18 protein-coding genes are annotated in these 21,312 nt (G+C 72.6%); 15 read left to right on the forward strand and 3 right to left on the reverse strand.

Annotated elements, in window-relative coordinates:
• The first annotated feature begins 39 nt into the window (after window positions 1-39).
• From ACQP2X_RS34220 to ACQP2X_RS34285, 14 genes are all read left to right on the forward strand, one after another.
• The gene (locus ACQP2X_RS34220) at window positions 40-447 is read left to right on the forward strand and encodes a hypothetical protein (RefSeq protein WP_498688984.1); all 408 of its coding nucleotides are present in this window, start codon (window positions 40-42) and stop codon (window positions 445-447) included.
• On the forward strand, window positions 444-1,199 hold the full coding sequence (locus tag ACQP2X_RS34225; RefSeq protein WP_498688985.1) for a vWA domain-containing protein: 756 nt from the start codon (window positions 444-446) through the stop codon (window positions 1,197-1,199). Before ACQP2X_RS34220 ends, ACQP2X_RS34225 begins: the two co-directional genes overlap by 4 nt.
• Window positions 1,199-1,939 (forward strand): PP2C family serine/threonine-protein phosphatase, encoded by a 741-nt coding sequence (locus ACQP2X_RS34230; protein WP_498688990.1) that lies wholly within the window; start codon window positions 1,199-1,201, stop codon window positions 1,937-1,939. Before ACQP2X_RS34225 ends, ACQP2X_RS34230 begins: the two co-directional genes overlap by 1 nt.
• The gene (locus ACQP2X_RS34235) at window positions 1,936-2,952 is read left to right on the forward strand and encodes a protein kinase domain-containing protein (protein ID WP_498688991.1); all 1,017 of its coding nucleotides are present in this window, start codon (window positions 1,936-1,938) and stop codon (window positions 2,950-2,952) included. The genes ACQP2X_RS34230 and ACQP2X_RS34235 overlap by 4 nt, the downstream gene beginning before the upstream one ends.
• Window positions 2,949-3,575 (forward strand): 4Fe-4S single cluster domain-containing protein, encoded by a 627-nt coding sequence (locus tag ACQP2X_RS34240; RefSeq protein ID WP_498688993.1) that lies wholly within the window; start codon window positions 2,949-2,951, stop codon window positions 3,573-3,575. The genes ACQP2X_RS34235 and ACQP2X_RS34240 overlap by 4 nt, the downstream gene beginning before the upstream one ends.
• Complete coding sequence (locus ACQP2X_RS34245) at window positions 3,572-4,819, forward strand: hypothetical protein (protein ID WP_498688995.1); 1,248 nt, start codon at window positions 3,572-3,574, stop codon at window positions 4,817-4,819. The genes ACQP2X_RS34240 and ACQP2X_RS34245 overlap by 4 nt, the downstream gene beginning before the upstream one ends.
• Window positions 4,816-6,795 (forward strand): AAA family ATPase, encoded by a 1,980-nt coding sequence (locus ACQP2X_RS34250; RefSeq protein WP_498688996.1) that lies wholly within the window; start codon window positions 4,816-4,818, stop codon window positions 6,793-6,795. The genes ACQP2X_RS34245 and ACQP2X_RS34250 overlap by 4 nt, the downstream gene beginning before the upstream one ends.
• Window positions 6,792-8,336 (forward strand): hypothetical protein, encoded by a 1,545-nt coding sequence (locus ACQP2X_RS34255; RefSeq protein ID WP_498688998.1) that lies wholly within the window; start codon window positions 6,792-6,794, stop codon window positions 8,334-8,336. The genes ACQP2X_RS34250 and ACQP2X_RS34255 overlap by 4 nt, the downstream gene beginning before the upstream one ends.
• A gap of 26 nt (window positions 8,337-8,362) precedes the next feature.
• Window positions 8,363-9,673 carry a hypothetical protein gene (locus ACQP2X_RS34260; protein WP_498688999.1) on the forward strand — a complete coding sequence of 437 codons (1,311 nt, stop codon included), beginning with the start codon at window positions 8,363-8,365 and terminating at the stop codon, window positions 9,671-9,673.
• A 9-nt stretch (window positions 9,674-9,682) separates the two neighbouring features.
• Window positions 9,683-12,172: a hypothetical protein gene (locus ACQP2X_RS34265; protein ID WP_498689001.1), complete on the forward strand. Its 2,490-nt coding sequence runs from the start codon at window positions 9,683-9,685 to the stop codon at window positions 12,170-12,172.
• A 14-nt stretch (window positions 12,173-12,186) separates the two neighbouring features.
• Window positions 12,187-13,692, forward strand: coding sequence for a VWA domain-containing protein (locus ACQP2X_RS34270; RefSeq protein ID WP_498689004.1), 1,506 nt, complete (start codon window positions 12,187-12,189; stop codon window positions 13,690-13,692).
• A 98-nt stretch (window positions 13,693-13,790) separates the two neighbouring features.
• Window positions 13,791-14,063 (forward strand): hypothetical protein, encoded by a 273-nt coding sequence (locus tag ACQP2X_RS34275; protein ID WP_498689006.1) that lies wholly within the window; start codon window positions 13,791-13,793, stop codon window positions 14,061-14,063.
• Window positions 14,064-14,072: 9 nt separating this feature from the next.
• Window positions 14,073-15,464, forward strand: a complete 1,392-nt coding sequence (locus tag ACQP2X_RS34280) for a DUF4331 domain-containing protein (RefSeq protein ID WP_498689008.1) — start codon at window positions 14,073-14,075, stop codon at window positions 15,462-15,464.
• Window positions 15,461-15,814 (forward strand): phospholipase, encoded by a 354-nt coding sequence (locus ACQP2X_RS34285; RefSeq protein WP_498689009.1) that lies wholly within the window; start codon window positions 15,461-15,463, stop codon window positions 15,812-15,814. The genes ACQP2X_RS34280 and ACQP2X_RS34285 overlap by 4 nt, the downstream gene beginning before the upstream one ends.
• Here the strand turns inward: ACQP2X_RS34285 and ACQP2X_RS34290 are convergent.
• The 3 genes from ACQP2X_RS34290 to ACQP2X_RS34300 are packed head-to-tail and all read right to left on the reverse strand — an operon-like array spanning window position 15,765 to window position 18,361.
• The gene (locus ACQP2X_RS34290) at window positions 15,765-16,625 is read right to left on the reverse strand and encodes a hypothetical protein (protein WP_498689011.1); all 861 of its coding nucleotides are present in this window, start codon (window positions 16,623-16,625) and stop codon (window positions 15,765-15,767) included. The two genes, ACQP2X_RS34285 and ACQP2X_RS34290, sit on opposite strands and share 50 nt — an antisense overlap.
• Window positions 16,626-16,676: 51 nt before the next feature.
• On the reverse strand, window positions 16,677-17,960 hold the full coding sequence (locus ACQP2X_RS34295; protein ID WP_498689013.1) for a radical SAM protein: 1,284 nt from the start codon (window positions 17,958-17,960) through the stop codon (window positions 16,677-16,679).
• A complete protein-coding gene (locus ACQP2X_RS34300; protein ID WP_498689014.1) occupies window positions 17,957-18,361 on the reverse strand; it encodes a hypothetical protein in 405 nt (134 codons plus the stop codon). The genes ACQP2X_RS34295 and ACQP2X_RS34300 overlap by 4 nt, the downstream gene beginning before the upstream one ends.
• 106 nt (window positions 18,362-18,467) lie before the next feature.
• On the opposite strand from ACQP2X_RS34300, the gene ACQP2X_RS34305 reads away from it, so the two are divergent.
• Window positions 18,468-21,278: a helix-turn-helix transcriptional regulator gene (locus ACQP2X_RS34305; RefSeq protein ID WP_498689015.1), complete on the forward strand. Its 2,811-nt coding sequence runs from the start codon at window positions 18,468-18,470 to the stop codon at window positions 21,276-21,278.
• Window positions 21,279-21,312 lie beyond the last annotated feature (34 nt).

Here is a 21,312-nt window from a genome sequence, read left to right on the forward strand (position 1 = left end):
ACTGGGGCGACAAGCAGTCCGACCCTGGAGGGCACGCTCATGCAGACCGTCTCGACGCGGGCGGGCGCGTTGCTGGCCGGCACCCTGCTGCCGGTCGCCGGGTCCCTCGCGGCCGGTGCCGCCCTCGCCGGCGACGGCGACGGCGGCTTCAACGTGGCGGCCGGTGCCGCCACCGGTCTCCTCCTCGCCGCCGTCGCCCTCCTTGTTCTCCGTCCGCGGACGGAGGAGGCGGAGGCCGACCCGGAGGTCGCCGAGTTCCACGGGAGGCGGCCCGAGCCGGGCGCCACCGTCCGGGTCCGGGCCCATTTCGGACCGGCCGGCGGCTACGTCGAGCACGACGGCCTGCTCCTGTGGGCCACCGCCGCGCCGGACGCCGGCGAGCTGGCGCCGGGCACGCTCTGCCGGGTCGAGACGGCCGCCGGCGAGCTGACGGTGACGAAGGCATGACCTCTCCCGCCGCCGGCTTCCCGCCCGTGCAGAGCAGCAAGAGCCGCCTGCTCATCACGCTCGTGGTCGACACGTCGTCGTCGATGGCCCGCGACGACGCCATCGGGCAGCTCAACGAGGCGCTGCGGTCCTGGCGCGAGAGCGTGCACGCCGACAACCACCTGCGGCACATCAGCGAGATCGCCGTCGTCACCTTCGGGGCCGGAGGCGTACGCGTCGTCGACCCCACCGGGCACGAGCGGGGCGGCGAGCCCTACGCGCCGATCACCCGCTTCCAGCCGCCGACGCTGCGGGCCGGTGGCTTCTCGCCGATGGTGGCCGGCATCAAGCAGGGCCTGCAGATCATGGACCAGCGGCGGCAGGCCCTGGCCCGCGAGGGCATCCAGATGGCGTACACCCCCCTGGTCTTCCTGCTGACCGACGGCGCGCCCTCCGACGAGCGGGGCAAGCCGTGCGAGCTGTGGCGCAACCTGGCCCCGGAGCTGCGCCGGCAGGAGCAGGAGCAGGGCCTGATGTTCTTCGCCTTCGGGGTGCGCGGCGCCGACGCCAAGGTGTTGCAGGCGCTCGCCCCGGACAAGAACTACCAGGCCGACGGCACCGACTTCGCGTCGGTGCTGGGCGCGGTGCGGCAGAGCATCGACCGGGTCGTGCGCAGCACCGAGGGTGTGCGCACCGAGGAGATGACGGCCCGGCTCAAGAAGCGCAAGTCGGCCATGGACTGGATCACCGACCACGCGCGGGGTGAGGCCTGATGGCCGGCTGGCGGGTGGTGCCGGTGTCGGTGACCGGGCCCGAGCATCTGCGGCACGGCGCCGGCAACCAGGACGCGTTCGCCTGGCGCGCCGACGGCGACCGGCTGGTGCTCGCCGTCGCCGACGGGGCGGGTTCGGCCGGCCGGTCGGCGACCGGCGCCCGTCTCGCCGTCGACGCCGCGTGTGACGCCGTGGAGGTCCTCGGGACCATCGACGCGGACCACGCCAGGCGTTACGCGGGGCGGGTGCTGGGCCTGTTCGACCGCCGCCTGGCCCGGCTCGGGGGCGAGCGCCGCGACTACGCCACGACGCTCATCGCGGTCGTCGCGCGCCCGCCGGCGTACGTCTTCCTCGCCGTCGGCGACAGCTTCCTGATCGTCGAGCACCGCGACGGCGGCGCGCATCTGCTCGTGCCGCCCGACAACGGCGATTCGCGGGGCAGCACGGTCTTCCTCACCTCGGACGGCCGGATGCCGTCGGTGCGCTGCGGGCTGATCGACGATCCGGAGATCACCGGGCTCGCCCTGTGCAGCGACGGGGTGCTCGACGCCGTGCTGGGCGCCGGCCACGACGCCCTGGGCCGGCCCGCGTTGCGGGCGCCGGCCGACTTCACGGCCTATCTGCACATGTTCGCCGATCCCGCCGCCCGCCCGGCCGACCTGGCCGAGCGCCTGCGGTCGCCCGACTTCACCGCCACCTCGGCCGACGACAAGACGATGGTGCTGGCGGTGCGCGGATGACCCTCTACATCGAGCCCGGCCGGCCCATCAACCTGGGCCCGCTCGTGCCGCTGGGCGAGGGCGGCCAGGGCGTGGTGCTGGGCCTGCCGGACCAGCCCGGTGTCTGCTTCAAGTTCTTCCTCGACCCGTCCGAGGACCTCGACCGCCGGGTCAACGGCCTGCTCAAGCAGCGGCCCACCGAGTGGCCGGACAGCGGCGAGCAGGTCATCGCCTGGCCGAAGTGGCCGCTGCGGGACGAGACCGGCCGGATCCGCTCGGTGGTGCTCCCCCGTTTCGACGGCGCCTCCCTCTACGCGCTGTTCGACGCCGACCAGCGGCTGGAGTTCCTGGACCGGCCGACCTGGGCCACCTGCCTGCAGGCGGCGATCCGGATCAGCTCGATCTACCGGCAGCTGCACCGGGTCAACGTGGTGATCGGCGACGTCAGCCCGAACAACCTGATCGTCGACCGGGCGGGGCGGATCGCGCTCATCGACTGCGACAGCGTGCAGTTCGTCGACGACTGGTCCCGCGAGGTCTTCCCGGCCGACGTGGCCACCCGCGAGTACTGCTCGCCCGAGGCCCTGCGCAGCCCGATCCGCCATCTCGCACCGTCGCACGACCTGTTCGGCATGGCGATCCTGCTCTGCCAGCTGCTGATGGACGGCGACCACCCGTTCGAGGGCCGGCCGTTGCGCGGTCCCGACCGCGGCGTCGAGGGCAACATCCGCGAGGGCACCAGCGCCCTGTTCACCCCGGAGCGGCTGGTGCCGGTGGCCGGCCGGCTCGACCTGCGGGTGCTGCCCGAGGTCGTACGCCAGCTCGCCTTCCGGGCCCTCGGCCAGGGCCACGCCCAGCCCCACGTCCGGCCGACCGCCGCCGAGTGGGAACGGGTGCTGCGCGGCGTCCTCAACGACCTGCTCGGCTGCCCCCGCAACCCCCACCACTTCTTCCCGGCCGCGATCGGGTCGTGCCCGTGGTGCGCCCGGTACGACGCCCACATCGCCGACCACTTCCCGCGGAGGCCCCGATGACCGTGCTCGACGTGGCCGAGACGCATCCGGCCTGCACGGTCCTGGGACCGGGCAGCCGTTACGTGGTCTGGGTGCAGGGCTGCGGCATCGGCTGCGCGGAATGCGTGAGCCCGCAGTGGATCCCGTTCGACCACACCCGCGCCCGCGACGTGGCCGGGCTGGCCGCCGAGATCGCCGAGCGGGCCGCCGACGGCCTGACCATCAGCGGCGGCGAGCCGTTCGCCCAGGCCGGCGCGGTGGCCGAGCTGGTGGCGGCGGTCCGCTCTCGCCGCGACCTGTCGGTGATGAGCTACACCGGCTACACGCTGGAGCATCTGCGCGCGCACGGCACACCCGGCCAGCACCGGCTGCTGTCCCAGCTCGACCTGCTGGTGGATGGGCCGTTCCTGGCCCACCGGCAGGCGGCGCTGCGCTGGCGCGGCTCGGCCAACCAGCGCCTGCACTTCCTCACCGACCGGCACGCCGCCCTGCGCGGCGCCGCGGACCTCAGCGCCGGCCTCCAGATCGAGGTCGGCGCCGACGAGACCGTGCGCTGGCTCGGCGTGCCACCCGTACCGGGCTTCCGGCAGTGGATCGAGAACCGGCTCGACCTCGAGCCCCTTGAGCAGGAGCGAAACCTATGAGCGGATCCCCGAAGTACCAGACCGTGTCGAGCGGCGAGATCCGCCGGCGTCAGGCCGAGGAAGCGCGCAGGCGCCGCGAGGAGCAGCGCAAGGAGAAGGAGCGGCAGCGGCTGGCGGCGGCCCTGGAACGGGCCCGGACGCTGGCCCTGCGGCGGGCCGAGGAGGTGGCCGAGCGGGCCGCCGCGCTGCGCCGCGAGGCGGACGCGGCCGGCCTGGCCGGCGACCAGACCGCCGGGAACCGGCTGGAGCAGGCTCGCGAACAGATCCGCTCGGCCACCGACCGGGCCGCGGTCGCCGCCGCGGCCGGCGTCGCCGAGGAGGTCGAGCGCTCGCTCGTCGGCCTCCGCCAGCAGATCGACGACCACCAGCGGGAGCAGGCGCGGGAGCGGGTGGAGGCGGTGGCCGCGCAGCTCGCCGGCATCCCGGCCGACGTCCGGGCCCGCTACGACCGCGACGGCGCCGAGGAGTGCGAGGAGTTGCTCGGCACCGCCCGCCGCTACGCCGGCCAGGCGCCCGCCAGGTCCGACGCCCGGGCCGAGACCGCGGCCCAGGCCGTGCGGGAGCACCTCGACAAGGTCCTCACCCGCCGGGCCGAGGACGAGGCGCGCACCACGGCCGCGCGGGAGGCCGCCGAGGAGGTCTACCACCGCTTCGCCGAGCTGCGGGCCGACGCCGAGCAGGCGCGGGTGCCGCTGCCGGACTCCGATGGCATCAACGCGCGGCTGCACGACATGGCCACCGCCGTCCGCGAGGGCGACCCGGGCCGGGTGCTGGCCGCCCTGCCCGAGCTGACCGGCCTGGTCGACCGGGCCGAGGCCGCTCTCGACGGGCACATCGACCGGGTCATCGAGCGCCGGGAGCTGCTCAACTCGATCATCCAGGCGCTGCCCGAGGCCGGCTTCTCGGTCGACCGCGACAGCTTCGTCCAGCGCGACGACGGCGCGATGGAGCTGCGGGCCGGGAGCACCGACGGTCAGCAGTTCGCGGTGCTGCTGCGCGACGGCGCCGACAACGCCACCGAGGTGCTCTACAGCACCGACACGATGCACGAGGCGGTCGTGGCCGGCGACGGCAAGGCCGGTGAGTGCGGATCGCTGCTGTCGGTCATCGACCGGCTCAGCGAGCGGACCCGCCGCGAGGGCTTCGAGCCCGGAACGGTCCAGTGGGACGACGAGGACGGCGACCAGCCGCCGCCCGCCGCCTCCGTCCGGTCGAGCCGGCCGAGCGGGCGGGCGGCCGGATGAGGAGTGACACGCCCCGGGTGGCGGCCTGGCTGGTCCGGGCCTTCCACGAGCTGCAGCGCGGCCGGCACCTGCTCGTGCACGGCCACGTGGACGAGCTGGTCCGCTGGGATCACGAGTACCTGCCGCTGGCCGAGGTTCTCGCCGAGTTCCTGGCCGGGGCCGGCTTCGAGATCGTCGGCCGGCACAGCCTGGTCGACGGCCTCACCTATCACGACGACAACGCCCGGATGCTGGCCGAGCGGGCCGGCCGCACCGCGCCGTCCGCACTGCCGGCCCAGCCCTCAGCCCTCCCCGCCCAGCCAGCCCAGCAGGAGCGCCCGAACGGAAACTGGGCGCCGTTCGATCAGTCGAGCCGCCGTTCCAGCCGGCTCGCGCAGTCCGAGGCGAGCACCCGCGAGGCGCTCGGCAACGCTCAATCGGCCCGCCCCCGCACCACCACCGAGGCCCTGATCACCATCCGGCAGCTGATGACCCAGCGGCGCACCCCCAGCGCCATCATCGTGGACGCGGCCGACCTGGTCGTCGGTGACGAGGCCCAGCCGGACGAGCGGCGGGCGGTCAACATCGCCCACGTCCGCCGGATGCTCGGCGACGCGGCCCGCACCGACGTGCTGGCCGGCGGCCAGCCGCTGCGCAACACGCTGGTCTTCGTCTGCCGCGAGATCGGCTCGCTGCCGGAGTGGCTGCGCGAGAGCCCCGACGTGGCCACCGTGCTGGCCGAGCTGCCCAGCGCCCAGGAGCGCGAGGACCTGCTCCAGCGCCAGATAAACGACTTCCACGGCGCGGCCGGCGCCGGGCCCGACTCGCTGCGGCAGGCGGTCACGACGCTGGTCACGCTGACCGACGGCATGGGCGTACGGGACATCCAGGCGCTCCAGGTGACCTCGCGGATCACCGAGATCGGGCCCAACTCGCCGCGCAAACTCGTTGCCCGGCACCGGTTCGGCGTCCGCGACGACCCGTGGGAGCACCTGGACATGGAACGGGTCCGCGACGCCGAGCGTGCCCTCAACGCCCGGGTCATGGGCCAGCCCACGGCCGTCCGGGCCGTCTCCGACGCCCTGGTCAACGCGCGGGTCGGCATCGACTTCGTGGCCGGTGACGCCGACGTCGGCAGCCGTCCCAAGGGCGTGTTCTTCTTCGTGGGCCCGACCGGCGTGGGCAAGACCGAGCTGGCCAAGGCCGTGGCCGAGCTGGTCTTCGACGACGAGACGGCGCTGCGCCGGTTCGACATGAGCGAGTTCAGCCAGGAGCACACGAGCGAGCGGCTCACCGGCGCCCCGCCCGGCTTCATCGGGCACGAGCAGGGCGGCGTGCTGACCAACTGGATGCTGGAGCGGCCGTTCAGCGTCATCCTGTTCGACGAGATCGAGAAGGCCCACCCGAAGATCTTCGACAAGTTCCTCCAGATCATCGACGACGGCCGGCTCACCGACGGGCAGGGCCGCACCGCGTACTTCTCGCACTCGATCGTCATCTTCACCTCCAATGTGGGCGCCTCCACGCTCCAGCCGGCCCACCCGGGCGCGCCGCCCGGCTACGAGTTCATCCGGCGGCACTTCACCGACGAGGTGAGCCGGTTCTTCACCCAGGATCTGGGCCGGCCCGAGCTGCTGGGCCGGCTCGGCAGCGGCGTCGTCGTCTTCGACATCCTGCGCGAGCAGGTGATCCGCAGCATCGCCGGCAAGTTCCTGGAGCAGATCATCGTGTCGGCCCGGGCCCGCGGCTTCGAGCTGATCCTCGACCGGGAGGCGATCGACCGGGCCGTCGTCGAGCAGGTCATGGTGTCCGGGGCCGACCTGGGCGCCCGGCCGATCCGCGATCCGTTGCTGGAGCAGTGGATCCGCGTCCCGCTGAACCGCTGGATCATGGCCAACCAGCCGCCGCCGGGCACCCGGATCCTGATCCACCGCACGGCCTCCTCGCCGCCGTTCGGCGTCATGACCTATCCCGGGCACGGCGGTGACGCCGGATGAGCACCGACGCCGCGCCCCGCTCGATGGACGAGCTGCTCACCGAGGTCACCGCCCTGGAGACCCTCGAGGAGCTCTCGCGGGAGCAGTTCGAGAGGTACGTCGAGGCGGAGGCGACCCTGGAGCAGGGGCTGCTGGCAGAGGCCACGCGACTGCTGCTGGCCGTCGAGCACGACCGGTCGGTGCAGGTGCTCGACATGGTCACCGAGCTCAACCAGACCCTGCGCCGGATCGCCGCCCGCGAGGCGTCCCGCCCCGGCCGGACGCCCGAGGAGAGCGAGTTCTACGGCTGGTGGCGCTCGGCCGCCGACGGGCTGCTGCTGATGGTCGAGGGCCAGCGGCACATGACGACCGCCGAGCAGTACCGCATCCAGGGCGACCTGGAGAGCGCCAGCGAGCACCTGCGCCAGGGCTACGAGCTGTTCGACGAGCTCTCCGAGAGCGACCACCCGCAGGCGCCGGTCGGCGAGATCCGCAAGCGGGTCGCGGTGGCCACGGCCCAGCTGTACGACTCGATCGGCCAGTCGCGCATCGGCAACTACCGCGGCGCGCACGACCTGCTCGACAGCGTCCGGGCCGGTTTCGACGAGCTGCTGGCCGAGATCGCCGAGGTGGACACCGACGACCTGCCGCCGCTGCGCGCGGTCCTGGCCGAGCTGGTCCGCGACCTGAACGGCTCGATGGTCGACATCGCGGCCCTGCAGGGCGTGGTCGAGATGATGATGGCCGGGCACGCGGGCCGGTTCCGCGACATGATCGTGACCGGCACGGCCGCCCTCGAGTCGTACCAGATCTCGCTGAACGCGGCCAGCGCCTCGGCCGCCGGCCGGCACGTGCTCGCCCTGCGCCGGCTCGAGATGGGCACCATCTCGTTCTGGATCGCCTACGCCGAGTCCGAGATCGCCGTCGACGACGGGAGCTGGGAACGGGCCGGCGAGTTCATCCGCAAGGCCCGCCGCCATCTCATGGACATCAACCGGCTCGGGGTCCGCAACCAGGAGGTCGGCCTGACCGCCCAGCGACCGGACATCTCCACGCTGGAGTTCATGCTGGCCGGCCTCGACCGGCGGTCCGAGCGGGAGCGCCGGCTCCGCGAGGACAACAAGGACCTGCGGGCGTCCCTGCACCGCGCTCAGCTCAGCAACATCAACGTCTACAACAGCGCCGAGGCGCGGCAAGGAGCAACCACCATGGGCGACTCGTTCCAGTTCAACGCCCCGGTGCAGAACACCGGGAACCTGGCCGGCAGCAACAACCAGGCCACCACCCACCAGGCCGCGCAGGACGCGGGCGGCTCGGCCGAGCTGCGCCGGCTGGCCGACCAGCTGGCCCAGCTGCGCGCGGTCCTGGAGACCGGACCCCGCACGCCGGTCGAGCAGGAGTCCATCGAGCAGGTGCGCCAGGCCGAGGCGGCGGCCCGCTCCGGCGACGAGAACACCATGCGCAGCCACCTGGCCGGTGTCGGCCGGTGGGTGCTGGGCGTCGCCGAGCGGATCGGCGTGGAGCTGGCCACCACCGCGCTGCGGGCGAGCATCGGCGCCTGAGCCGAGACACACGACAAGGAGCCGACATGACCATCTGGACCTCGGGCAACAACAACCACGCGGACGAGCCGGACGACGGCCTGGTCGACGACCCGATGCCGCCTGCCGCCCGGCCGCCGCGCCAGTCCGACCGTGGCTCCGGCCCGGCCGACCCGCCACCGGGCGCCCGGCCCTCGGCCCCGGCCAACCCGTTCGCCATGTTCGACGACACCACGGCGCCGCCGCGCCGTTCGCAGCCGGCGCCCGTGGAGAACCTCGAGCCGGCGCCGTCGCCGCTCGGCATCAACGTGCCGCCGATCCCGATGGACACGCCCACGGCCCCGCCGCCGAGCAACAGCAACCGCACGATGACCGAGCCGGCGCCGCTGCCGATCCCCGGCGGCATGCGCCCCGGCCAGGTGCAGGACTCGACCGTCCGGATCGGGCTGTGGGGCTCCACCCGGTCGGGCAAGAGCACCTATCTGGCCGCGCTGCCGATCGCCGCCATGCAGGGCGGTCACGGCTCCTGGGTGGTGGCCGGCACCGACGACCTGGCCGCCGACTATCTCAACCAGAGCGTCAACCGGCTGGTCGTGCAGCGGCGCTTCCCCCGCCCGAACCGGGTCATCGAGCCGATCAGCTGGACGTTCCACGGCACACCGCCGCCGGCCGGCTGGGGCCGCAACTTCTTCTCCAAGCGCCGCCCGGTGCCGGACTCGGTGGACTTCCGGCTGGAGCTGCACGACCCGCCGGGCGCCTACTACGAGAACGGCCGCATCAGCGAGGAGGCGATCGATCACCTGGCCAACGCGAACGGCCTGATCTACCTGATGAACCCGGTCCTCAACCGCAACGAGATGCAGCTGAACTTCGAGGCGTTCTTCAGCGCGCTGCAACTGCTGACCACCCGCATGTCGGCCTCGGGCCAGATGGACAACGGCAAGCTGCCGCACTACGTCGCGGTCTGCGTGACGAAGTTCGACGACGAGCACCTGTTCCGGCACGTCGTCAGCAACACCAACTTCGTCCGGCAGGACCAGGAGGGGCAGCGCCTGCCGCGCATCCCCCAGGAGCGCTCGGCCGAATATTTCGCCTGGGTCTGCGAGCGGCTGCTCGGCGGCAACACCGAGCTGGTGCGCTCGGCGCTGAACACCCACTTCCACGCCGACCGGATCAACTACTTCGCGACCTCGGCCATCGGGTTCCGGCTCAACAGCAACAACATCTTCGACTTCCGGGACTTCCGCAACACCGAGCAGATCGACGGCGACACCGGCCTGCGCGGCATGCCACGCCCGATCAACGTCCTGGAACCGCTGATCTTCCTCGAGCGGCGCGTCCGCGCCGCTCGGCGGTAGGGAAGCGGCATGTACCCGAGCACGGCGGCCGGTGACCCGGCCGCGACGGCGGCCACCCCGGTGCGGGCCGGGTGGGCGCTGTTCGGCAAGCACGCCGGCCAGACGATGGACTACTCGATCCTCGACGGCAGCGTCAACGCCGTCATGGCCGAGCAGTACATCCGCCTGGGCCTGACCGCGCACGCCGACGACGAGGCCCTGGGCCGGGCCGAGGCGCTGCCCTGGCTCAGCTTCGTCGGCACGGCCGGCGAGCCGGCCGCGGCGTCCTGCGTGATGCAGGTCGACTGGAGCGACCGGCGTGACGGCACCGGCCAGGTCGTCACGCCGACCCGGCTGCTGCTGATCCCGTGGGAGGAGGCGGCGCGCGGGCGCACCACCTTCTTCGACCAGGCCCGCGCCATGACGCTGAGCTGGGAGGACGTCAACGGCACGCCGGCGCTGGCCGACGCCGACGGTGTCTCGCTGACACTGCATCACGACCACGCCGAGGTGTCGGAGGCGGCCATCGAGCAGGTCGGGCCGGAGTGGGCGGCCGGGGTGGCGGCGCTGCTGCTCGAGGGACGTCAGGTGGTGATCGCCATCGACCGCGCCCCGGTGTCACTGGGCCAGCGGCTGCGCTATCTGGACGCGGTGTTCGGGCTGCTGCCCTACGCCTACCGCGCCCGCTTCAGCGCCGCCACCTGGGCCAGTTACCGGGTCAAGCACACGATGCGGCTCTCGATCGCCGAGCGGGCGGTGGCCGGGCAGATCGAGGTGAGCCCGGACCAGCCACCGGCCGAGCCGCAGGGCCCGGAGGCGACCGAATATCTGCGGATCCTGCGCGCCCTGACGAGCAAGGGGCTGACCTGGCGCCAGATCGTCGGTCACCTGGCCCAGCAGGGCGACCCCGCGCGCTGCCGGAGCTCGTCGGACGCGGTCGACCTGCTGGCCGCGATGGACCTGGCGGCCTCGGTCTACCGGGAGGTCGTCAACGAGCGCGGATCGGCGGTCCGCGTCGCGCAGGTGCTCGACACGTTCGGCTGGGAGGGCTTCGAGACGGCCGCACGGCAGGCCGTGGTCGCCGGGTTCCTGGCTCGTGCCGCGGCCGAGGGCGACATGGAGGCTCAGGCGGTGGTCGCCGCGCACTGGTCGGCCGAGCCGGTGGTGGCCGAGGTGAACCAGCGGGTGTTCGCCGACCTCACGGCCAACCGGATCGACGCGTTGCGGGTCTGGTTCGTGCTCGCCCTGCGCTACGGCCCGTCCTGGCCACAGAAACTGCTGATCAAGGTGACCGAGATGGTCACCGAGCATCCGACCGGCGCGACCGTCACCGGCTGGCGCAAGCTGCTGGCCAGGCCGCCGGAGGGCACGGAGTTCGCCGACCCGAACATCCACCGGCTGTTCCTCGCGCGAGCCGGGGCGACCGCGACGTTGCTGAGCACGTTCCGGTTCGACGCGGCCGGGATGCGCGGGCTCGACGCGCTGAGCGACCTCTGGCTCACCACCGTGCAGAACCAGCTGTCCTGGGTCCGGCCGGTGATCGCCGCGGTGAAGGGCAACTCGCGCGACATCTCGACCGCGCTGGTCGACATGATGTACAGCCACTGGGCGGGCGGAGTGCCGTACGTCCTCGAGGTCGCCGTGACCACCGGCCACTTCGACACCGTGATCGTGCCGATGATCCCGACGCTGGCGGCGGCGATGACGCAGTCGCCCGACCACGAGGCGAGCATCCTGTCGGCCCTGCGCCGCCTCCGGGAGAGCCGGACGATGCCGTCCCCGCCGTCACAGGGCTTCGTCGACGGGCTGATGCTGGTCGGGGAGAACAGCGCGCCGTTCCTCAACCGGACCCGGGGACGGCCGCACGACGCCTACATCGCCGCGCTGTGTCAGGTCATCAGCCTGCCCGTGGTGGCGCGGCGGCGTACGGCCATCGTCGACGGCCTGCTGAGCATCCTGCTCACCGACACCACCACGGGCGAGGGGATCCGCCGGGCGGTGGCGGTGGCCAGCCAGGTGGGACCCGAGCTGATCGACCGGATCGCGCAGGACGTCAACGCGTACTGCTACAGCCACCCCGACGAGATCGCGTCGCTGCATCTGGGCCCGCAGTGGCGGGCACGGCTGGACAACTCCCTCATGCGCTACAACGAGTTCGCCGAGCACTGCCGGACCGGCGCGCCCGGTGAGCGGATCGCCGCGGACCTGCTGGAACTGCTGGGCAACATCCCGCCGCAGCTCCTGGTGGCGCCCTTTCAGACCTGGCTCACCCCGGACCGGCCGTTGCAGGACGTCTTCATGGCGCGCCGGATCCTGTACGTGCACGGCACGGCCGACGACCGGTACGAGGAGTTCGCCGGCTACATGATGTCCCTCGTCTACCACGGCCCGTTGCGGGCTCCGTACGCGAGGCACGTCGACGATCTGCTGGGCGCCGCCCGGAGCGAGCAGGACCAGCTCAAGAAGGCCAAACAACAGTACGGAAACCAGCGCGGCTGGGCCTGGTTCCGCCGCCGGTGACAAGAGGAGCAACGATGATGCAGTTCACCCGTCGCGTCGCGGCCGTGGGCGCCGCGGCGCTGGCGCTGGTCGTGCCGCTGTCGGCGCCCGCGATGGCCGACGACAGCCGGGAGGACGTGTTCCGGCGGCTTCAGGTCGACCAGGTGCCGGCCGACTACGTGATCCTCGTGGACACCTCGGGCTCGATGGACGACCTCTTCGGCGGGGTCCGGTCGACGCTCGGCACGTTCCTGTCCGGGCTCTCCCCCACCGATCACGTCGCGTTGTTCACGTTCGACTCCGGCGCCGTGCCCCGCTACATCGGCCCGGCCGGCAACACGTCGCGGATGATGGCCGACCTGCCCGTCGTGCCGAACGGCAGCAGCACCGACATCGGGCGGGCCATCGACCAGGCCGTCTCCGAGCTCGAACGCCCCGGCGCGGCCGCGGTGGCCTCGGTCGTGCTGATCAGCGACGGCGGCCACTATCCGGGCGCCGGAACCGACTATCCGAAGACCACCGGGCCGGCCTGGGACAAGTTGAAGGCGCGGGCCGGCAAGCTGAAGACCACGTCGGTCAAGGGCTACGCGCTGCCGCTCAGCGGCGAGAGCGGGGCGCCGCTGCTCGGCTCGGTCATCCGGGACACCACGGTGCTCGACCCGAAGGCGGTCACCCAGCTCGGCGAATATCTGGACCGCAGCAAGGAGGGCGCCCGCCTGGAGAAGGCGCGGGTCGTGCTCGCGCCCGACCAGGGCAAGGGCGTCAGCGCGACCTGGGAGGCGCCGGCCACCGCCGACCTGACCGGCCAGGACGTACCGCTGACGCTGACCCTGCAGTCGGACACCACCCGCACCCCGGTGACCGTGACCGGCCTGAAGGCCACCATGGCCGGCGGCCCCGAGGTGGTCGGCGAGATTCCGGAGCAGATCGATCTGGCCCCCGGCGAGAGCCGCACCTTCCCGCTCACCCTGCGGTGGGACCGTGATCCGTGGCTCATCCCCTTCCACGACGAGGGCACGTCGACCGGCCCGCTGTCGCTGACCGGGCAGGTCACCGTCCCCTGGGCGGCCGCGCTCAAGCCCGACATCGATCTGGCGACGCCGGCCGGGCCGGCCGGGAACCCGCCCGGGCTCACCGTCACCTCGACCGTCGGCACCTGGACCGCGCAGGCCGTGGCGGCCGCCGTCGCCCTGGTCCTGGCCCTGCTGATCGCCCTGATCGTCTATCTGCGCAAGCGGGCCCCGCAGTCGGGCACGCTGGTCGCGATCTCGCCGATGACCGGGCAGGAGGTGGCCCGCTTCCCGTTGCGGGGCCGGGTCACCCGCATCGGCGGCCAGGGCCTGACCGGCGAGGGCACCGTCGTGGCCCGGCGGGTCCCCCGCCAGGCCGCCAACGCCGACGGCGTCGAGTACGAGATCAGGTTCCGCGGCCTCGACCGCACCGACACCACCACCCTGCCGTCCCGCGGCTCGGTGCTGGTCGGCGGCGTGGCCTTCGAGCACCAGCCGCCGCCGGAACCGATCCCGGCCGGCCGGCGCTGACTTTTTGGGAGCGCTCCTGTTGAACCGTGCGCGGGGTGGATCACGTACTGACCGGCGTCGACACGCATTGCTCCTCGCCCGTCAACGAAAGGCCTCGCATGAGTCGCTCCCGCTACCGCGCACCGGGACGCACCTGGCTGTCCCGCCGCCGAGTCCTCGCCCTCGCCGCGACCGGCGTCGGCGTCTCGGCGGTCTCGGTCGCCGGGCTGAGCCTCGCCGGTGAGAACGAGCCCACGAGCGACGGCTCGCCGCTCGTCATCTCGATCCGGGACGCCAAGAAGGGCACGATCGACGTCTTCTCCGGCCAGAAGCTGAAGACGATCACCGACAAGAAGCTCGTCGCCAGCCTGCTCAAAGCCGCTTCTCGCTAAGGGGATCCCATGTCGTCACACCGCGAGGCCCCGGAGATCAGCAAGGATCCGGTGGCCGACAGCTCCGACCTGTACGCGTTCGTCAGCCCCGACGATCCCGACACGGTCACCCTGATCGCCAACTACATGCCGCTCCAGCTCCCGGCCAGCGGCCCGAACTTCTTCGAGTTCGGCGACGACGTCGTCTACGCGATCCACATCGACGCCGACGGCGACGCCCGGGCCGAGATCACCTACGAGTTCCGGTTCCGCACCGAGCTGCGCAACAACAAGACGTTCCTCTACAACACGGGCCCGATCGAGTCGCTGGACAGCGAGAACTGGAACCGGCGCCAGTTCTACTCGGTGACGAAGGTCGACAAGCACGGCAAGAGCACGGTGCTGGCCGCCAAGCTGCCGTGCCCGCCCTGCAACGTCGGCAAGGTCTCGATCGCCGACTACGACGCCCTGGCCGAGGACGCCGTGCACAAGCTGAAGACGGGCGAAAAGGTGTTCGCCGGCCAGCGCGCCGACGCGTTCTTCGTCGACCTGGGCGCCATCTTCGACCTGGGCACGCTGCGCCCGTTCCAGGACAAGCACCTGGTCGGCCAGCAGCTGTTCAACTACGCCGGCAAGGCGGTGAACGCCACCGACAAGACGAACGTGCACAGCATCGCCCTGCAGATCCCGGTCCACCAGGTGCGCCGCGACGGCAAGAAGAAGGTCCGGGGCCGCGACGCCGGCGCGGTGATCGGCGTGTGGACGTCGGCCAGCCGCCAGCAGGTCCAGGTCCGCGACGGCAACTCGTCGGGCGACGTGGCGGTAGGGCCGCAGGTGCAGGTGTCCCGGCTCGGCAACCCGCTGTTCAACGAGGTCATCGTCCCGATGGCCGAGAAGGACAAGTGGAACAGCCTGCCCCCGGCCGAGGACAAGCGCTTCGCCGAGTTCGTGGCCACGCCCGAGCTGGGCGCGCTGCTGCCGGTCCTCTACCCCGGCCTGTTCGACAACCTGGCCGCCCTGAACAAGAAGAAGGAGCCCCGGGCCGACCTGCTGGCCATCCTGCTCACGGGCGTTCCCGACGGGCTGATCGAGGGCTTCCAGAACAACACGGGCGAGCTCCAGGCCGACATGCTGCGCCTGAACACGGCGATCCCGCCGGCCAAGGCGGAGAACAAGTTCGGCGTCCTGGGCGGCGACGTGGCCGGATTTCCGAACGGCCGCCGGATCGCCGACGACGTGGTCTCCATCTCCCTGCGGGCGATCGCGGGCGCCACGATCCCGCTGGTGAACGCCGACTTCAAGCCGGACGCGGCGGCGGCGCTGGTGGAGCAGGGCCTGAGCATCAAGAATTCGAGCGCCAAGCTGCTGAAGAAGTTCCCCTATCTGGGAACCCCCTTCGACGGCTTCACCAACCCGTCATGACGCACACCCACCACACCCTGGCCCCGTCCGGCCAGGGCACGGTGATGCTCAACATCGGCGGCGACATCGGCGCCCTGATCATCCACACCGACGCCCGATGGCACGGCCACGAGATCGAGGTGAGCCCGGCCGGCGATCCGGCCCAGCGCACCCACGCGGCGGTCCGGGCCCGCCACATCAGCGGCGGAGTGACCTATTGCGCCGTCCTCGACGCCCTGCCCGCCGGGCCCTATTTGATCTGGCAGGCCTCGGTCAACCCCTTGACCCATCTGGCCGTACGGGGTGGCGCCGTCACCGAGTTCACCTGGCCCGCCCAGGCCGTTCCGGGCCGGGGTCTGGTCTCACCCTGACCCGCGCCGCCGACCAGGCGATCATCGCGGGAGCGGACAGGAAGAGCAGGGCCACGGCGATGTCGGCCGTGGCCCTGCCGCTCCAAGGCGTGGCGGAGCCGGCCGAGGCGATGAAGCAGGCGGTCGCGACGGCGGTGGGCTCGGGCTCGGGAAGCAGTCCGTGGACGCGGGCGATGTCCTCGACGGCGGTGCTCGCGGAGAGCAAGGTCAGGACGGCCCCGATGACGAGAACGAGATTTTCGGCCCGGGTGGCGGCCACAAAGGTGAGGGCGGCGGCCGCGGCGAGGGTCATCACGCCCGGGGCGGAAGCCACCCAGGCGTAGTCCCACGAGAGCGGGTAGAGCCCGTACAGCAGCACGGGTATCAACAGGAGCCCGGTGACAGCACGCCGGCGGCGGAGGTGTGGCGCCGGAGGCAGACGGCGCAGCGCGACGATGGCCGCGGTGAGGGCGAGGAAGCGCAGAAGCTCGGCCCCTTGGTCGAGGCGCAGTTGGCCGCGCCAGAAGCTCGTGGTCTCCTCGGACTCGGGAGGACACCCGCTGGGCAGGTCCGCCGGAAGGGGCGGAAAGTCCGCCAGGTCGGCGCCGAGTTCGACCAGGGCCGACGCGGAGAGCAGAAGACAGAAGGCGACGACGGCCCACCAGACCGTCCGGGGCACAGCGCGCGGGGCGAGAGCGACACACAGGGCCAGGGTGAGGAGGGTGGCCGCTTCGGCCCCTCGCTGCACATCGGTGACATCCAGGCCGACGAGAAAGGCAGCGACGAGCATGGCGACGCCGTAGGAGGCGATCGCTACCGTCAGGGGCCGCACGCGAACCCATTCTCCCCGCTTCCCGCCCTCCCCAAGGCGGTGTCGAGCAAATCAGCGGGTGCGGGTGGCCATCAGGCGGCCTACCTGTTGCCGGTGGCGGAAACGGAACGTGGAGCAGCGCGAGTCGGCCAGGCCGGAGTTCATGCTGTGATAGGCGCAGCCGCCCATGCAGACCGGCAACGCTATGCAGGAACGGCAATCCGGGTCGCTGAACGGGTCGTACGTCAGCCACTTCGACAGGCGGTCGTTCTCCCTCGGCCAGTCCCGGAGGTTGCCTATCACCTCGCGCGGGTCACCCACCGTCTCGGTGCATTTGTAGAGCTCGCCCCGGCTCCCGACGATCAGCTCGTTGGCCCGGACGGCCGTGCACGGCGCGCCCAGCGGGCGGGCGGGGGCCGGCGTCCGGAAGCCGAGGCTGGTGGCCAGGGCCGTGAAGCTCTGCTCGGCCTCGGCGAAAGCGGTGCGGGTCAGGCAACCCGCGGTGTAGCCGGCGCTGGGGGCCAGCGGGTTCACCGCGGCCGGCAGCACGTGGCCGGGGTGGACGCTGATCCGCCCGGCCAGGCCGGCGGCGGCCAGCAGGCGGAGCAGGCGGGGATAATCGGCCAGGTTGTCCTCGTCCAGGTTGACCCGCACCGCCACGTCGAGGATGTCGGCGGCGGTGACGATGTTGGCCAGGATCGGGGCGAAGGTGCCCCGGCCGCCGGCCAGCGGGCGCCGGCGGTCGTGCACCTCGGGTGGGCCGTCCAGCGTGATCTGGCAGCTCGTCACGGCCCGGTCGCGTAACTGGCGGGCCACCTCGGCCGTGAGCAGGTAGCCGTTCGTGATGATCTGGGCGTGGTAGGCGGCGCCGGCCGCGGCGGCCCGCGCCAGCAGCTGGTCGGAGAGGCTGAGCAGGGCGGGCAGGCCGACCAGGGGCTCGCCGCCGTACCAGAGGACGGACAACGTCCGTACGGCCGAAAGCCGTTTGTCCACCAGCTGGAGCAGGCGCTGCTGGACGTCCTCGTCCAGCAGCGACGGATGCTTGGCCTCGAAGCAGTACGGGCAGTCGAAGTTGCAGCCCAGGCTGGTGACGATCGTCAGGCGGAAGGCCCGGTCGTCGTGCCGCGACCTCGCATAGCGGTCGCGCAGCAGCGCCAGCTCGTCCAGACCGTCCCGGACGATCATCTGGGCCGCCGCGAGGGTGTGCAGGAGGTCGGGGTCGACCGGAGCGCCGTCGTCGCCGTCGAGGAAGCGGGCGATGGGCTCCCGCTGCGCCGAGGGCACGTCGACGATGCGGCCGGAGACACCGTTGTATACCGACGAACCGACCCAGATGTTGTAGCGGGACTCCCTCACGGGCTCAGGCTTTCGATGATGATGGCTTCGGCGGCGGGGCCCCACAGGAGCACGATCTGGCGCTCACCGCCGGACCGGACCGTCCCGGCGTCCTCGCCGGACACGGCACTGCACGCGACGAGCGTGCCCGACTGCAGCCCGTTTCCTTCCGCCTCGCCGGCGGTCTGCTCGGTGCTCGTCCGCAGATCCACCGGCGCCGGCGCCGGCAGCCGGCCCGACACCACGTCGTCGGTGTACGCCGTCAGTGTCTCGATGGCCCGGCGGACGTTCGGCGGATAGGTCGCGAAAACGCTGCCGTCGAGCCGAAAGAGGTGAAAACCAGTGTCGCTCAAATTGTCAGACATTGATGACCGCCCCCTGAGCAAAGGATCAATAGAAATGATCGAGAAATGCCCATCCATTTCGCACACTCGCCTTCGGCGGGGCCGAAGTCAATACGCGGATCAGTCAGACGCGGCGGCCGATAATCAGATGCAATCTGCGATTCCCCGCGCCTAACATCGGCGCATGGCGAGGCGACCGAGAGTCGTCGCCGCGGCGTGGCCCCAGCCGGCCGTCATGGTGGAACGGGTGCGTGAGCTCGCCGCGCTGCGAGCATGTCTGCGTGACGTCGGCCGGGGCGCGGCCCGGGTCGTCGTCATCGAAGGCACGGCCGGCATCGGCAAGACGGCCCTGCTCCAGGCCACGCGCGACCGGGCCGTCGAGGGCGGGCTGCGGGTTCTGGCCACCCGGGTGCCCCATCTGAACACCGCCGCGCCGTACGAACTGCTGCGCCGGCTTCTCGGGCCCGAGGTGGACCGCCTGGGCGGGCCGGCCGCGCTGACCGGGGCCGCCGCATTCGCGGCCCCGCTGTTCACCCCGGGCGCCACCATCGCGGCCGGCGTCGACTACGGCTGCCAATGGCTGCTGGCCGGGCTCGCCGATCAGGGGCCGCTCCTCCTCGCCATCGACGACGCCCACTGGGCCGACGCCGATTCGCTGCGCGTCGTGGTCGACGCGGCCGAAGACCTGCACCAAGCCCCGATCGCCATCATCGTGACCGCCCGCCCCGGCACGGGCACGGTGGCCGAGCCGCTGCTGGCCCGGCTGGCCACCCTCGACGGGGCGGGCGTCGTCCAGCCGGCGCCGCTCTCCGAGGCCGGAGTCGCGACCCTGTTGCGCTACACGTTCGGCCGCGACACGGACGCCTCGTTCGCGGCCGCCTGCGCCCATGCCAGCGGTGGCAACGTCTTCTATCTGCGTGAGCTGGTCCGCCCGTTGAAGGCGGCGGGCCTGTCGCCGGACACGCTGACGCCGGCCGATCTGTCGGCGACCGGGCCCGGCGCGCTCGGGCACACCATGCGATGGCGGCTCGGCGATCTCGGCCCGGTGGCCACCGTCGTCGCCCAGGCCGCGGCCGTTCTCGGCGAGGACGTGCCGTTGGCCGACGTCGCCGCCCTGGCCGGGGTGGCGGGCGAGCCGGCCGGCGACGCCGCGGCCGCCCTGCGCGGATCGTCGATCCTGGCCCGCACCGACCCGGTCGCGTTCCTTCACCCGCTGCTCCGGGCCGCCGTCGAGCAGACCACCGGCCCGGAACGGCTGGGCCGGTTGCACGCCCGGGCCGCCGCGTTGCTGACCACGGGCGGAGCCCCGGCGAGCCGGATCGCCGAGCACCTCCTGCACGCGCCCGCGGCCGGCTCGCCCGAGGTCGTCGGCATGCTGCTGGCCGAGGCCCGGCGCGACCTGGACGCCGGCTCGGTCGGCGCCGCGCGCCGGCTGCTGGAGCGGGCGGTCGCCGAGCCACCCGCCCCCGCCGCCCGTCCCGAGGTGCTGGCCGCCCTGGCCACGGCCGAGCGGGCCACCGGGGCGACGGCCGAGGCCCTGAGCCATCTCACCGAGGTGGTCGACACCGGCGGTCGCGCGGTGGCTCTGGACGCTCTGGCCGACCTGCTGGAGCTGCTGTACGACCTGGGCGACCACGAGGCGGCCGCGAAACTGCACCGGCGGGCGTTCGACGCCGAGCCGTACGGCGACGCGCCGGGCGAGGTGCGGGTGCGCGCCGCCCTGCTGCTGCACGTCGCCAACGGGCACGCCGAGCGGGCGCCCCGCCGCCTGGTCGACGTCGACGTGGCCACGCTGCCGATCGGCACCGGTGAGGAACGCCGCCTGCTGCTGTGCGCCGCGATCCACCACCGGACCACCGGCCGGTGCCCGCCCGAGGAGTTCGTCCGTCACCTGCTGCGCGTCGTCGACGACCTGCCGCCCGACCGGCCGCTCACCTATTGCGAGGTCCTGGCCGCGCTCGAGGCGGCCGCTTTCCTGGCCGCGGCCGAGGCCATGGGCGAGGCCGAGTCGATCCTGGCCCGTCTACGGCCCGACGTGGCCCGGCTGCGCCGCGTGTCGCCCGAGCTTCAGGCCGAGTGGTCACACCGGACCATCCTGAACAGCCTGCGATGCGGCCGCTTCGAGGAGACCCTGACCCGGCTCAGCGAGGCGGAGGCGTTCGCCGTCCGGCACGGCCTTCCGATGTACGCGTCACTGACCAGCTACGCCCGCGGCTGCACCGAGCTGGAGCGGGGCGACTATCCGGAGGCGGCTCTGCACCTGCTGAACGGGCCCACCGACTTTCCGTTCGTGAGCGCGCTCGGCGAGCTGCTGTGCGGTCGCCCGGCCGAGGCGATCGCCCGGCTCGGCCTGTCCGGCGCGCCCGACGCCCCGGTGACCGAGGTCGAGATCCAGTACGAGCCTCATCTCGTCGCCAGCCACGCCTATGAGCAGCTCGGTGATCGGGTGGGAGCGCTGCGCGAGGCCGACCGTGAGCTGCTGATCCGGCGGCGGCACGGGCCGTCGTACCGGCTGGCTCTGGCTCTGCGGCGGCGGGCGTCGTTCGCGCCGGCCCGGGAGGCCGTGGAGATGCTGGCCGAGGCGGTCGCGGTGTGCGCCGGCACCCCGCGGCTGCCCGTTCTGGCCCGGGTGCGGGCCAGTCACGGTGCCGCGCTGCGCCGGGCCGGGCGGCTGCGGGAGGCCCGCGCCGAGCTGGCGGCCGCCCTCGACCTGGCCACCCAGGTCGGGCTGGACCGGCTCGCCGGGCGTCTGGCCGGCGAGATCCGCGCGGCCGGGGGCCGGCCCCGGCGTACCCGGGTGACCGGTGTCGCCTCTCTCACGGCCGGTCAGGCCGCGGTGGCCCGGCTGGCCGCCGCCGGCTGCACGAACCGGGAGATCGCCGAACGCCTCTACATCACCATCAAGACCGTCGAGACCCACCTGAACGCGGTCTACCGCAAGCTCGCCGTGCCGGGGCGCGACCATCTGGCGCAATTCTCAGGGTCGCTACCCTGACGCCCGCGGGCGTCACCGAAGCCGAGGATGCTGT

Origin of the sequence: Actinoplanes sp. CA-131856 (genome assembly GCF_050956135.1) — a bacterium.
Lineage (GTDB): Bacteria > Actinomycetota > Actinomycetes > Mycobacteriales > Micromonosporaceae > Actinoplanes.

Bases quoted from the DNA above. Each gene is read 5' to 3' on its own strand.
- ACQP2X_RS34220 (WP_498688984.1), top strand. From the start codon at position 40: ATGCAGACCGTCTCGACGCGGGCGGGCGCGTTGCTGGCCGGCACCCTG.
- ACQP2X_RS34225 (WP_498688985.1), top strand. From the start codon at position 444: ATGACCTCTCCCGCCGCCGGCTTCCCGCCCGTGCAGAGCAGCAAGAGC.
- ACQP2X_RS34230 (WP_498688990.1), top strand. From the start codon at position 1,199: ATGGCCGGCTGGCGGGTGGTGCCGGTGTCGGTGACCGGGCCCGAGCAT.
- ACQP2X_RS34235 (WP_498688991.1), top strand. From the start codon at position 1,936: ATGACCCTCTACATCGAGCCCGGCCGGCCCATCAACCTGGGCCCGCTC.
- ACQP2X_RS34240 (WP_498688993.1), top strand. From the start codon at position 2,949: ATGACCGTGCTCGACGTGGCCGAGACGCATCCGGCCTGCACGGTCCTG.
- ACQP2X_RS34245 (WP_498688995.1), top strand. From the start codon at position 3,572: ATGAGCGGATCCCCGAAGTACCAGACCGTGTCGAGCGGCGAGATCCGC.
- ACQP2X_RS34250 (WP_498688996.1), top strand. From the start codon at position 4,816: ATGAGGAGTGACACGCCCCGGGTGGCGGCCTGGCTGGTCCGGGCCTTC.
- ACQP2X_RS34255 (WP_498688998.1), top strand. From the start codon at position 6,792: ATGAGCACCGACGCCGCGCCCCGCTCGATGGACGAGCTGCTCACCGAG.
- ACQP2X_RS34260 (WP_498688999.1), top strand. From the start codon at position 8,363: ATGACCATCTGGACCTCGGGCAACAACAACCACGCGGACGAGCCGGAC.
- ACQP2X_RS34265 (WP_498689001.1), top strand. From the start codon at position 9,683: ATGTACCCGAGCACGGCGGCCGGTGACCCGGCCGCGACGGCGGCCACC.
- ACQP2X_RS34270 (WP_498689004.1), top strand. From the start codon at position 12,187: ATGATGCAGTTCACCCGTCGCGTCGCGGCCGTGGGCGCCGCGGCGCTG.
- ACQP2X_RS34275 (WP_498689006.1), top strand. From the start codon at position 13,791: ATGAGTCGCTCCCGCTACCGCGCACCGGGACGCACCTGGCTGTCCCGC.
- ACQP2X_RS34280 (WP_498689008.1), top strand. From the start codon at position 14,073: ATGTCGTCACACCGCGAGGCCCCGGAGATCAGCAAGGATCCGGTGGCC.
- ACQP2X_RS34285 (WP_498689009.1), top strand. From the start codon at position 15,461: ATGACGCACACCCACCACACCCTGGCCCCGTCCGGCCAGGGCACGGTG.
- ACQP2X_RS34300 (WP_498689014.1), bottom strand. From the start codon at position 18,361: ATGGATGGGCATTTCTCGATCATTTCTATTGATCCTTTGCTCAGGGGG.
- ACQP2X_RS34305 (WP_498689015.1), top strand. From the start codon at position 18,468: ATGGCGAGGCGACCGAGAGTCGTCGCCGCGGCGTGGCCCCAGCCGGCC.